The sequence below is a fragment of the Rossellomorea sp. FM04394 genome (assembly GCF_041889765.1).
In the GTDB taxonomy this organism is placed as follows: domain Bacteria; phylum Bacillota; class Bacilli; order Bacillales; family Bacillaceae_B; genus Rossellomorea; species Rossellomorea aquimaris_B.
Genome location: NZ_CP168654.1, coordinates 1,553,475 through 1,566,452, shown reverse-complemented (window position 1 = coordinate 1,566,452; position 12,978 = coordinate 1,553,475). Strand labels below are relative to the sequence as shown.

The window sequence follows — 12,978 nt, the reverse complement described above, 5'->3', positions numbered from 1 at the left end:
CCTACGTTTTTTCCTTTTGAAGCTTCACGATCTCCTGAAACTTCTTTTCCGCGTCCTTCTTTGAAATTGAACCCCTCCTGAGTTTTTCCTTTAGGCGGATCGTTTCAAGAAATATCTTGTAATCACTGGATAAAATAAAGTCTTCACCTGAGTACTTATCTTCTAGATATTTATCCATCTTTTTTTCGATTTTCTTCATATGGAATCTTTGTAAGTGCTTTACTTTGTATACAACGAGTGTTTCTTCTTTTCCTTGAATAACCGCTACATCATAAAGCTCTTTCATTTTCGATATTTCTCGCTTGATGGCGTGACCGTAGCTCTCTGTTTCAGGATTATCCACTAATTCAATGGGTGGCGGATCGGTTTTCTTCATAAGCGCAATTTTGCTATCGTTTCCATCTTCTTTATTGGCGCAGCCTATTAAGATCAGTAAAGCAATGGGAACGATGATTCGTTTTTTGTTCATGACATATCCCTCTTTTGTTTGTACTCACCTTTTATTTTTTTCTTAAAGTCAGATTTTATGAAAAAAAAAAGACTGCCCAATATGAGCAATCTTATCTTTTCTTTGCTTTTCCACAACCGCAGCCCTTTTTCTTAATGGGAGTATTGGTTGGTTTCTTGGTATTTACTGAAGCATTCTTCATCATAATCGACCTCCTTTACCATCCCCCTTGAATTCATTGTATGTGAAATAAGCTAAGCTTGTTTCCACTAATTACCTAAGTTTTATTCCCTTATCCAACTTTGGACAGCCGCCTCTATTACAGAAGCGACCCCAGCAACTGCCAATACTGTTATAATCGGGGCAAAAAATACAGGAATGAAAATATTTCCTACATAGAGAAATACAGCAACCCACATACCTGTACACCAATAGCATGATAATAGTTCCCCTACAAACCCTTTTATTCCACCTTTTTTAGGCAAAAGAAAGATTTCTTCCACCCCATCTTCGGACATTTCCGGTACTTCATCAAAAAATGGAGATCTTAAAAATTCAGTAATTTTGTCAAAAACGATGAGGTGAGTCATTCTAAACACAGCGAGCCCCAAGATAATGATGTCAAGTATCCCCATGCACACACTCCTTTTATAAGTAAATTTCCAGCCCAATTTAGTCTAAAGGGGCATTTGTCCGTTACCCAATTACCTCTTCTACAATATGTTATTAATGTAGTAAAAATTATTTAAGGAGGAAAATTCTTATGGGTTGCGGAAATTACAGAAAAGATGACATTGCAGGTGCAAGAGACCGCGGTTGTGTATGCCTTGCTGTTCGTGCTATTAAAGATGTTCAAGATGCAGCAGATCAAGACTGTTTTGATTGTAAAAATGATTGTTTTCTTGAGCCATTAGGATCTTTAGTAAGTCCAGTTGGAAATGCACCAAATACTCGTGTTTTCAAACTTTATAATAAAAAAGGAGACCTATTCAAGGTACACCCTAAACATTATTGCTGGAAAACACCTTACTTCCGAGTGAAGAATGTATTTGACGACTGCTGTGCAACACTACAAGTGTTGAAGAAAGTTCACGTAACAGGTGCAGACGTAGAATCTGAAGACGAATTAATGGGGTTAAACAATAACTTCGTATACGAATTAACTGGAGATTGTATCACAGTTGATCTGGATTGCTTCTGTGCTATCCAATGTATCGATGATGTTAGAGTAGAAGGCGTTTGTGACTAATAAGGAACCAGAACAAAAAGCCAGTCGGAATTTCCGGCTGGCTTCTTTTATTTTAATCCAATGATCTTGATCGCCTTTATTGAATTTCTTTTTAAAGTGATTTCTTCTCCCTGAAACGTTTTAATATCAATGGATGCACCATCCGCACTGGTTAATACACCACGATACACCCCTTCTTCTGTTTGAAACGCACATGGAAATGGTGCCCTTCCCATTATACTCTGTTGCATATACTCAATTTTTCCATCCATATCCAGGTCTTTAAAAGGAGTCAGTGGTTTAAAATACCCGTCATGTGAAGGCTCTTTGCCTAAGTCGCTGTGAATGGGTTTTGGTTCTTCTCGCTTAGATGCCTCTTTTTTTACGGATTCAGTTTCTCTTTTTACAATAGTATGATACTCAGGCTGTTTTAACTTCCCTAAAGGAGCGGCTTCAAATAACTCAGTGCTCTTCCTGTCCACAGGCCGGACGTTTCTTTCTACTTGTTTAGGTTGAACGTTTTTTGACGATGATCCTCTATACACTTCTTGCATGCTGCTTTTCACATCATTCAATCTGGGCTGATGTATATATAATAGTGGCTTTTTCTGTCTATTCAATCCTATCCCTCCATTCATTCTACATTTATATGTATGCAGGAAGCGCCTATGAGTTTCTTGTAAGCCGCCTGAAAATGCTATAAAAACATAACGCTCTTTTCGCAGTGATAGTTGCTTTTTAATAAGCTCTGTCAAGGTTCAGGCTCTGTCAATTAGTTTGTGCTGGATGGTGAGGGGAACTGCTCCGCTTTCCGCGGACGTTCGGCCGAGCCTCCTCAGCTTCGCTTCCGGGGTCTCGGCACGTCCGTACTTCCGCAGGAGTCTGCGCAGTTCCCCTCACCATCTTTAACAGAGTTTTTATGACAGAGCTTCATGGTGTGCAAGAAAACAAAATAACAGAAAAAAATAATTCTTCTTCCTTAAGACAGTCATCTCTATTACCTTAAATGAGATTGTTTGCTAAAAAGATTGTTTTAATTGTTTTCTATTAAGGATTCATACTCAGAAAGTTGATTCTCGCTGCAGGATGTTCGACTCCTGCGGGAATAGCTGAACAGTCCGAAAAGCGGAGGCGGCTTGCTCAGCCCCGACAAGCATAAGATGAATGGTCCGGGAAGGCGTACTTTGCCTTCATGGACCATTTAGCTTATGACCTCGAGGGGCTAGCCGCCGAAGCTGGACAGGTGAGACCCCACAGGCGCAGCCGAGGAGGCTCACCGCCAGCCCCGCGGAAAGCGAACATCCTGGAGCGGAAATCAACTATTACTTTCTTCTCTACAGTAGCAACAAACCTTACAAAAAAATCCAAACAAAAAGAACCCAGGCTACAAGAAAGTTCTGCAACCTGGGTTCTGTACTATTTATTTTAACCTAATACATGATAACCGGAGTCTACATGCAGGTTCTCACCTGTGATGCCTCTTGAATAATCACTAAAGAGGAATACAGCCGTATCACCGACTTCTTCTTGTGTGGTGTTGCGGCGAAGTGGAGCACGTTCTTCGATTTCTTTCAGGATGCTGTTGAAGTCACCAACACCTTTAGCAGAAAGGGTGCGTATCGGTCCTGCAGAAATGGCATTCACACGAATACCATGCTTACCAAGATCACTGGCAAGATACTTCACACTTGCTTCAAGAGATGCTTTCGCTACACCCATTACGTTGTAGTTTTGCATCACTCTCTCGCCGCCAAGGTACGTCATGGAAACGATACTTCCACCCTCAGTCATAAGATCCTTCGCCACTTTAGCAACCGCAGTCAATGAATAAGAGCTGATGTTGTGAGCCAGAAGGAACCCGTCTCTTGTTGTGTTCATATAATCTCCAGCCAGCTCTTCTTTATTGGCGAATGCAATACAATGAGCCAGTCCGTGGATTCCCCCTACTTCTTCTTTAATGGTTGCAAAGCATTTTTCAATGTCTTCATCACTAGTTACATCACAAGGCAGAACAAGTGAATCTTCACCGCCTTCTAAAGTGCCGGCAAGATCTCTGACTCCCTTTTCAAAACGCTCCCCTGCATATGTAAAGATCAACCGTGCACCGGACTGATGTAATGATCGGGCAATTCCCCATGCTATACTGCGTTTATTTGCAACTCCCATAACGACATATGTTTTACCTTTTAATGAAAGAGTCATTATAATCCTCCTAATTTATACATGTTATTAGTACCTGATACTAATTCTACAGTAATCCACTACAAAAGAAAAGAAGAATTCCTACAGGATTCGCCCTTTAACTTCTTCTATTTGAACTAAATGCCTTTGTTCATGTTTACCGAGAAGCTCTAACACCTGCCATATCGGCATGTCTCCAAATCGATGATGGTTCATTGATCGACTCTTCAAGCTCTCTTTCGTATATAGTTCCAGAAAGCGTGTAGTGAATGAGCGGGATTCATCTAAGGCTAGAATTAAATCTTCCTTTTTTTGCGGCTCAGAGGATGGTTCGATTGGTGCCTTTAATTTCATAGATAAATCATCAAACACAGATAGATCCGCTCTGTTTGCACATGTACCCGATTGACTCTCAGCTGACTGGAGAGCCAAAGTTAAAAATCTTTTTTCAGCTCCAGCCAGATGGAGAACAATCTGCGCTATGCTCCATTCCTCTGACGAAGGCTTTTCATTCAGCTTCTCAACAGGAACATCCATGAAGCTACCTTTCACCTTATCCCTGATTTCAAATACTTTAGCTTCCCACATTTTCATGCCTCCCTTTAGTATCTCTCTCTTATTAGATATTAGTGGTAAGAGGGTAAACTCCTCTAAAAAATAAAACTTCCCAAGAAAAATTTCTTGGGAAGTTGATTATTTCTTAGCAATACTCACAGAATTCAAGCTCGCGTTTCAGTTCATCTACATATTCTTTAGAACCGGTCACAATCAAACGGTCGTTCATATGAAGTTCTGTATCTCCGTGCGGAACAATGGAGTCTTTTCCTCTAAAGATCCGAACAAAGATAACGTCTCCAGTAAAAGGAAATTTCCTGAGGGTCATGCCTTCGAACTGACTGTTCAACATCCGGATTTCATAAAGGGATGTTTCTTGGTTAGTAAGGATATTCATCACAGATGGTGATTCAATCAGTGCACGTAATAAGGCTTTCGTTGACAAGAAGACGGAATATACTTCAATGTCCTGTTCACGCAGAGTCTCATGTAAGTCTGGACTCTCAACCCTTACGATGACGCGATTGACTCCATATTCTTTAGCCGTGACGGCAAGTGTTGCATTTATTTCTTCATCCCCTGTTGAAATCACTATGATATCTGAGTCGAAGATGTTGTTATCTTCAAGCGTGTCTATCTCATAATTATCAATTTCGTTGATGGTAAATAAAGAATCGGCAATATTCCGATCAGACTTATCTTGCTTTGTGTGAAACAGAACTGGCTCATAAAGGGATGAATGAAGCTCCCTGGAAACCGGCATTGTAAGCTGATTCGCCCCCAAGAATGTAATCTTAAGCTTTTTCTCTTTTGCACTTTCCCTCGGGAAGAGCTTTTTGAAGAATATAGGTGTAATAATACATGTTATCACGGCTACTAAAATGAGTGTACCACTCATTTGTGGTGTGATAATTTCTATTCTTTCCGCGATTTTCGCAGCAGCAATTACCAGTGACAGAGTCGATGTTAATAAGAATGCTGAAGCAATCGTTGTTTTCGTATCATACCAGTACTTCAGGAAGTAAACAGGAATGACTTTCGAAATCAGGAATGCAAGAAGCAGCAATGGAATTAACAGCAACATCTTTTTATCGCTGAGCAGTGATCCAAGATCCAATTCAACCCCGACCATCACGAAAAATATGGGAATCAGGAATCCATATCCAAAGGAATCAAGCTTATGGACCATTTCCTGATTCGGTGCCAATAATGATACGAGTACACCAGCTAGGAAGGCTCCCAGAATATTTTCGGCTCCAACCGTCTCAGATACTGCCACCAATAAGATGATTAGTGTAAAAACGGCACGTGTACCGATTTGTACGGTTCCTGTCGATAAACTCTTGATGAAGGAGTTGTTCTTCAATCTCTTCGCCAGGAAATATAAGAGGACCCCAACACCAAATAGGATCAGAAGAAGCCACATGTTCCCATGACCTTCACCGTAAAGGGACACAAACACAGCCAGTAATATCATGGTCACTAGATCTGCAATTACGGCTACAAGCAAAATGATTTGCCCAATGGCCGTTTTCATTATATGTGCTTCCTTTAGGGTAGGAACCACTACTCCCAGTGAAATCGTTGAAATGATTAAGGTCATTAAGAATGCATTATCAATAAGTCCGAATAAGACGAATAAATAAGACAGTCCAAGTGAAACAAAGAAAATTCCAATGAATATAATGGTGGCTACCTTAAGACGATTCGGTTCTTCTTTTCCATTAGGTAACCGTTCTTTTTTCTTTTTCCCTCCTGAAAAAGCAGTGAAATCAATTTCCAGCCCGCTTAAGAACATAAGGAAAATAAACCCTAAAGTAGACAGTGTTTCTAACCACATGTCCTGGTGAACGATATCAAATCCGCTCTTCCCAATTATCAATCCCATAATGATTTCAGCGATTACAACCGGGATGAAATTCAATTTAAACCGATGTAGCAAAATGGGAGTTAAAAACGCTACGAGAATAACAATGACAAGTGATGTAACAGATGCATGTTGTTCCATCTATTCCTCCCCCTCTTCTCTCTATATTAAGTAATTCATAAACAAAGTGGCTAATCCAAAATAAATCAGGATACTGATAATATCATTTATCGTCGTAATAAAAGGACCGGAAGCAACGGCCGGATCCACTTTTAGTTTGTGCATAAGCAATGGTACTAATGTACCTGCCAATGTTGCAACAAATAAAGAAACCAACACGGAGACTCCCACGAGGACTCCCAAGAAGAATTCACCTTTCCATACATAGACAACGATGCTGACGACTATCCCGCATGTGGTACCTGTAATAAGTCCGGTTCCCGCTTCACGGATGACAAGAGACATCTTGTTTTCCTTTTCCAAATCCCCTGTTGCGATCCCTCTGACGGCTACGGCAAGGGCCTGGGTTCCTGTATTCCCAGCCATCCCTGCAATTAACGGGATAAATACAGCCAGAATCGCTACTTTATCTAAAGTATCCTCAAATCTCCCGATGAGGCTTGCCGTGAACATTCCAAGAAATAGTAATGCAATCAGCCATGGAAGACGCTTTTTTGCTGCATTAAATGGACTTCGGTCGATGGAATCCAAATCGGCGATACCCGCTAACTTTGAGTAGTCATCAGATGCCTCTTCTTCCATGACATCCATAATATCATCAACGGTAATGATCCCAAGTAAGTGATGCTGAAAGTCGACAACCGGCAAGGCAAGGAAATCATAATCCTTCATTTGTCTCGCGACCGTCTCCTGATCTTCACTGACACCTACTGACATAACGCGATCACTCATGATTTCCCCGATCATCACATCATCGTGGCTGATGATGAGATCCCTTAAAGAGATGACCCCGACCAGTTTTTTATCATCATCCACTACATATATGTAGTAAATCGTTTCAGCATTCGGGGCTTCATTTTTCAGAATATACATGGCCGATCGGACAGTCTGATTCTTTGATATGGCAACAAACTCAGTGGTCATGATACTACCGGCTGTATACTCTTCATAGTGCAGTAATTCTTTAATTTCTTTGGCTGATTCATCATCCATGATTGTTAAATAACTAACAACCTGATCTTTATCCAACTCATTCAATACATCTACCGCGTCATCGGCATACATATTGGATAGCATTTCAGCGGCATATGTAGGATTCATCTCGGCTAAAATATCCTGATAATCCTCTTCATCTATATCCAGACTCTCAAACAGCTCTGCCATCTCTTCCGGAGAAAGGTAATGATACAGGCGGCTTCGTAAATCTTCTTCTATTTTAGAGAAAAACTTCGCTTGATCATAAGAGTGTAAATGGACGAATTCTGAACGAAATAAATCCAGATCTTCTTCTTGAAGGGCTCTAATGAGTAGGTCTTCATCAAACATTTCTTTTTCCTGCTTATCTCTTTCCTTTTCATGATCTTGAGTTACTTCAGACATCATATACACCCTCCTTCTTATCTCGAATTGTATATAGTCGTAATAATACTAGCAAATCTTAAGTCGATTGTCTCTCATGAAATGAATGGGATACGGTTTGATTTAGAAAAAAAATCGTTTGGTACAATATGAATAAACATCCGTTTGATATGAAAGACTGAAACATTAATATGGCATAAAATACGTGAAAAGAAAAGAAAAATGCCACAGGAAAGTGGGGATCCGATGAAAATAGATATAATTGGAGACATACATGGGTGTTTTAAAGAGTTCAAAGAATTAACGATAAAGATAGGCTACGATTGGTCAACAGGTCTCCCCGTGCATCCACAGGGAAGGTTAATCGGGTGTGTAGGGGACTTGACCGACCGAGGTCATCACTCACTTCAGACTATTACAACGGTTTATGAACTATTTGAAAAAAAAGCTATTTACTATGTTCCTGGAAACCATTGTAATAAACTTTACCGATACTTCCTTGGAAATAATGTAAAGATTCTCCATGGACTCGAAACAACAGTAGGGGAACTAAGTGCCCTTCCCCAAAGTGAAAGAGAGCGCTATCGAGATATGTTCATCTCCTTGTATGAACGATCCCCATTATATCAGGTGTTGGATGACGGCAAGCTGATCATTGCTCATGCAGGTATCAAGGAAGAGCTGATCGGAATGAAGACTAACCGGGTGAAAACATTTGTCTTGTATGGTGACATCACTGGGGAGAGGAACGAAGACGGTACGCCGGTCAGAAGAGATTGGGCTTCGGACTATAGAGGTGACGCCTGGATTGTATATGGCCACACCCCGGTAAAAGAAGCGCGAATCGTTAATAAGACTGCAAATATTGATACTGGTGCTGTCTTTGGCGGGAAGCTGACTGCTTTGAGATATCCTGAGATCGAAGTAGTGAGTGTTGAATCTTCCATGCCTTTTGTGGAGGAGAAATTTCGAAGCTTTGAATGATGTGCAGCAAGTGCTCGTGGTTGTGTTTGTTCCCCCTCCACACACCAAAAAAAGAGATTCTTTTCATTTCAACCGAAAAGAATCTCTTTTTTCATTGTCTTTCAAGCATCATCCGCATATCACGAGGCAGCAGAGCATCCAAATGAAACCATACTTTTTTAACTGGATGGAAAAAAGAAAGCTTTTTACAATGAAGTGACTGCCTTCCTATCAACGCCACACTGCCTCCATACAAATCATCCCCTGCCAGTGGGTGTCCTATGAATGACATGTGAACCCTGATTTGATGCGTTCTTCCCGTTTCCAATTTCAATTCAATATGAGCGAAATCCTTGAACTGCTTTTTCACTCTATAGTGAGTCAGGGCATACCGGCCATCGTGCCTCACTTCTCTTTCAATGATACTATCCGGTTTCCGGCCGATAGGCTCTTCAATCGTATCGATATCCGTGTCCAGCCGGCCTTCTGCAAAAGCTTCATACGTTCTCTTAATTTCCCGCCCCTTCTGCTGAAGGCTGAATAAATGATGAACGTGGCGGTGTTTTGCGATTAGAACAAGCCCCGATGTATCCTTATCTAGCCGAGTGACGATATGAACCGTTGAACCAATACCTACCTTCTTATAATAACCGGCTATGGCATTGGCCAGGCTTCCTGTCGGCTCATTCTTAGTCGGAATGGATTTCATCCCCCATGGCTTATCTATTACGAGGACATCATCATCCTCATATATGGTTGACAATGGAATCTCCTCGGCAACTAAAGACTCACTCCCTTTTTCTTCAGGGAACCTCATCTCGAGGATATCCCTTTCTTTCAGGAGATATCGGACATTTTCTTCTTTTCCATTAACGGTTATAGCCCCTCCATCAAACTTCACAGCAGTCAGAGTACGCTTGGAAATCTGATGATCGATTAGAAACTCTCTCATCGCCTTCCCGTCATAGGAAGATGGAATAACCCATTTTAATGTATAGTATTTCATCTTACATTTCCTATCCTTAAGTTATTCATCCGCCACAAAGGAATCATGCACCCTTTTCCAAAATGGAAATGGGCGGAAGCGGGCAAAGCGAATTTTCTCATCAGCGACACGATATTGAATGCTCTTCACATCTTTATGTAGAAGAGATAGATGGTCAATGGTGACCAGAAAATCAGGTCCATTCACCGGCTTAAGCATACATGTATGATGAGCCGGTAAGATCAAAGGTGATCCGATGGTACGAAATACACGATTATTGATGGATGCCATTTCAGCGAATTGAATAGCAGGAAGAGACGGATGAATGATTGCTCCACCTAATGCCTTGTTATATGCAGTACTGCCCGAAGGTGTCGATAAACAAAGCCCGTCTCCTCTAAAGCGTTCAAAGTGCTGACCCCTGATTTCCACGTCCATGACAAGGGTCCCTTCTACGCTTTTGACGGTCGATTCATTCAATGCCAAGTAGCGGGTTTCTTTTCCCCCATGCTGATAACGAATGATCGTTTCTAATAATGGGTATTCGATAATTTGATAAGGTGTCTTCGCTATGGCGATCACAAGTTTCTCAATCTCTTCCGGCACCCAATCGGCATAGAAGCCCAGGTGTCCTGTATGTACACCAACAAAAGCGGTCTTATCTAAACGGGATCTGTAGCGATGAAATGCATAAAGCAGCGTCCCATCTCCTCCAACCGAAATGACGATATCCGGTTGGTCATCATCATAAGTCAAATTGAAATCCTGAAGATAGGTTCTCATTTTGTGCATTAATGTATTTGATTTTGAATCACCTTTTGATGTAATCGCGAACTTCATTCATTTACCCCCTTCAAGTCACTGCTGATTTGGTTTAGAGCTTTTCCCCCGCTGATCTTTTTCCTTTTTGTTTGTAAAAATGACTTGGGCTTCCTGAATTTCTTCACGAATCAAGCTCATTTCTTCATCCAGTCTGAATGCTGCTTCAGCAGCGCCTGCAAGACGGAGACGGACTTGTTCCGGGATTTGTCCACTGTACTTATAATTCAAAGAGTGCTCAATCGTCGCCCAAAAATTCATTGAAAGAGTCCGGATTTGAATTTCAACCAAAATATTTTTTTCCCCGTGGATCGTTTGAACAGGATACTCAATGACAATATGATAGGATCGATATCCACTTTGTTTCTTGTGTGTCACGTAATCTCTTTCTTCTATAATAGTAAAGTCGTTGCGTCCGCGAAGCTTTTCAACTACGACATGAATATCCTCCACGAATTGACACATCATCCTTAATCCGGCTATGTCTTGCATTTCTGTCTCAATATTTGATAACTTAATCCCTTTTTGATTTGCTTTATCAAGAATACTCGCAATTGGCTTTACTCTTCCAGTAACGAATTCAATGGGGGAATGAGTATTATGAAGTTCATATTCTCCCCTCATCCCTTTAAGCTTAATCTTTAATTCGTCAACCGCTTGCTTGTAGGGAGCTAAAAATTGTTCCCAGTGATTCATTCTCCTCACCTCTACACGCCTACTTTTCTAGAAATGCGCTCTCTACCTTTTTAACCATTTCGTCACCGTAGTTCCCATTTCCTTCTATATTGCTTACAAGATAGTCCAGCTCTTCGTTGAACCGATCCAATTCAAGTGAGTAATCACCGCTTTTCGCAATGACTACAGCCTTATCTTGCAGTGCCTTTTTCAACTCAGCCCAGATTGACTCTTCCAGATATAAGTAAACATATTCCTCTTCATTTTCTGCTAAATATACGAATGCATATCGATCGGAGTCTGCAATGATCTGGCCGGCTGCAGTCGTACCCTGTAACAGGTCCGTTTGGTCCGTATGTAAGTTTAATGTACCGTTCTCAAATGTAGCTTGTTTAAATTGAACAATTTTCCTCATGCTTTTCTTCATCCTTCCATAAAACAATCAGTATCATTTTAACATAAGAAAACCATTTCATCTAAATATTGAAGTTGCGTTTTATTAAAGTGCTCGTCGCTCCATTGAGGACCTTGTCACTGATAATGCACAGATTTCAAAGAGAGTAAAATTATTTTTTAAATGAGATAGTGTGTAAACATGGACCGTTCCTTTCCGCTCCAGGCACTTGCTTTCCGCGGGGAGGAAGTCGAGCCTCCTCGGGCTTTGCCCTGTGGGGTCTCGACTTTTCCTCTATATCCCGCAGGAGTCAAGTGCCTTCCGCTACAATCCACTCTGTGCCACTACATTAATCATGAAAGGAGTAAATGTAATTTATGTTAACTCATAAATCGGTGGTTCATTTATCTATCTTTCAAAATAGTCAACAATTCTCCCACTGTAAAAATAACCTTCTGTAAAGAGAACACTATTCTGATTGTTTTTTCATTATAAGCTCTGTCACGAAATTTTGTTATAGATGGTGAGGGGAACTGCGTAGACTCCTGCGGAAGTACGGGCGTGCCGAGACCCCGTTCGGCTAAGCTGAGGAGGCTCGGCCGACAGAGCTAAAGCAAGATACCATGATGATAAAACAATCTTTGCGAAATTAGCCTATTAAAGAGATAATAGGAGAAGTATGCAAGGAAAGGATGCTTTTTATGGGACAGGAAATTGAAATAGAATTCAAGAATCTAGTAACACAAAATGAGTTTACGCGATTAACCTCACATTTTCATATAAAAGACGAGGATTTCATCTCACAAGATAATCACTATTTTGATACGCCGCACTATCAATTAAAGGATAATCAATCTGCATTAAGAATACGGGAGAAGAATGGGACTTATACGTTAACCTTAAAAACACCTTTAAATGAAGATCTCTTAGAAACGAACCAAAAATTAACGAAAGAGGAGTCAGAATCTCTCTTATATCGAGGGATATTCCCTGATGGAGAAGTCAAAGATACTCTGGTTTCCCTTCAAATCCCAATTAAATCCCTTCAGCATTTCGGTACGCTTTCGACCAGCCGGGCTGAAACCGACTATAAAGACGGGCTCCTGGTCTTCGATAAAAGTTCATATTTACAAAAGGTAGACTATGAGCTGGAATATGAAGTGAAAGAGCGCAAATCAGGTGAAGCTATATTCCTCAACTTACTGAAGGAACTAAACATTCCACTTCGGAAAACAGATAATAAAATTAAACGTTTTTACCAGGAAAAATTAAAAAAAGATTGATCATTACCGATATAGTATATGAAAAAAGTCTTCCAGAAGAG

General features: G+C 40.7%; 14 protein-coding genes. 3 read left to right on the top strand and 11 right to left on the bottom strand.

The features are described from left to right. Position 1 precedes the first annotated feature (1 nt). A complete protein-coding gene (locus tag ACCB35_RS07850; RefSeq protein WP_374056444.1) occupies positions 2-469 on the bottom strand; it encodes a sporulation protein in 468 nt (155 codons plus the stop codon). Between the two features lie 263 nt (positions 470-732). Further along, on the bottom strand, positions 733-1,083 hold the full coding sequence (locus ACCB35_RS07845) for a DUF1360 domain-containing protein (protein WP_374056443.1): 351 nt from the start codon (positions 1,081-1,083) through the stop codon (positions 733-735). 128 nt (positions 1,084-1,211) lie between these two features. Between ACCB35_RS07845 and ACCB35_RS07840 the strand changes: the two genes are divergently transcribed. Beyond that, positions 1,212-1,697 (top strand): CotY/CotZ family spore coat protein, encoded by a 486-nt coding sequence (locus tag ACCB35_RS07840; RefSeq protein WP_299740310.1) that lies wholly within the window; start codon positions 1,212-1,214, stop codon positions 1,695-1,697. A gap of 47 nt (positions 1,698-1,744) precedes the next feature. Here ACCB35_RS07840 and ACCB35_RS07835 read toward each other — a convergent pair whose 3' ends face one another. The 5 genes from ACCB35_RS07835 to mgtE form a co-directional block, all read right to left on the bottom strand. After that, positions 1,745-2,296 (bottom strand): CotO family spore coat protein, encoded by a 552-nt coding sequence (locus tag ACCB35_RS07835; RefSeq protein ID WP_374056442.1) that lies wholly within the window; start codon positions 2,294-2,296, stop codon positions 1,745-1,747. An 805-nt stretch (positions 2,297-3,101) separates the two neighbouring features. Further along, positions 3,102-3,878, bottom strand: a complete 777-nt coding sequence (fabI, locus tag ACCB35_RS07830; protein WP_374056441.1) for an enoyl-ACP reductase FabI — start codon at positions 3,876-3,878, stop codon at positions 3,102-3,104. An 81-nt stretch (positions 3,879-3,959) separates the two neighbouring features. Then, positions 3,960-4,445, bottom strand: coding sequence for a DinB family protein (locus tag ACCB35_RS07825; RefSeq protein WP_374056440.1), 486 nt, complete (start codon positions 4,443-4,445; stop codon positions 3,960-3,962). Between the two features lie 112 nt (positions 4,446-4,557). Then, positions 4,558-6,420 carry a monovalent cation:proton antiporter family protein gene (locus ACCB35_RS07820; RefSeq protein WP_374056439.1) on the bottom strand — a complete coding sequence of 621 codons (1,863 nt, stop codon included), beginning with the start codon at positions 6,418-6,420 and terminating at the stop codon, positions 4,558-4,560. 21 nt (positions 6,421-6,441) lie between these two features. Further along, positions 6,442-7,842, bottom strand: coding sequence for a magnesium transporter (gene mgtE, locus ACCB35_RS07815; protein ID WP_374056438.1), 1,401 nt, complete (start codon positions 7,840-7,842; stop codon positions 6,442-6,444). Positions 7,843-8,064: 222 nt separating this feature from the next. Here mgtE and prpE point away from each other — a divergent pair, with 222 nt between their 5' ends. After that, positions 8,065-8,802, top strand: a complete 738-nt coding sequence (prpE, locus tag ACCB35_RS07810) for a bis(5'-nucleosyl)-tetraphosphatase PrpE (protein WP_374056437.1) — start codon at positions 8,065-8,067, stop codon at positions 8,800-8,802. Between the two features lie 91 nt (positions 8,803-8,893). On the opposite strand, the gene ACCB35_RS07805 is transcribed toward prpE, so the two are convergent. The 4 genes from ACCB35_RS07805 to ACCB35_RS07790 are packed head-to-tail and all read right to left on the bottom strand — an operon-like array spanning position 8,894 to position 11,675. Further along, positions 8,894-9,787 (bottom strand): RluA family pseudouridine synthase, encoded by an 894-nt coding sequence (locus tag ACCB35_RS07805; RefSeq protein WP_374056436.1) that lies wholly within the window; start codon positions 9,785-9,787, stop codon positions 8,894-8,896. Positions 9,788-9,808: 21 nt separating this feature from the next. After that, positions 9,809-10,606: an NAD kinase gene (locus ACCB35_RS07800; protein WP_034763479.1), complete on the bottom strand. Its 798-nt coding sequence runs from the start codon at positions 10,604-10,606 to the stop codon at positions 9,809-9,811. Positions 10,607-10,624: 18 nt separating this feature from the next. Further along, entirely contained in the window at positions 10,625-11,281 is a 657-nt protein-coding gene (locus ACCB35_RS07795) for a GTP pyrophosphokinase family protein (RefSeq protein WP_044337674.1), read from the bottom strand. Between the two features lie 19 nt (positions 11,282-11,300). Then, complete coding sequence (locus ACCB35_RS07790) at positions 11,301-11,675, bottom strand: hypothetical protein (protein ID WP_374056435.1); 375 nt, start codon at positions 11,673-11,675, stop codon at positions 11,301-11,303. 680 nt (positions 11,676-12,355) lie between these two features. Between ACCB35_RS07790 and ACCB35_RS07785 the strand changes: the two genes are divergently transcribed. Continuing rightward, positions 12,356-12,937: a CYTH domain-containing protein gene (locus tag ACCB35_RS07785; protein WP_374056434.1), complete on the top strand. Its 582-nt coding sequence runs from the start codon at positions 12,356-12,358 to the stop codon at positions 12,935-12,937. Positions 12,938-12,978: the final 41 nt, after the last annotated feature.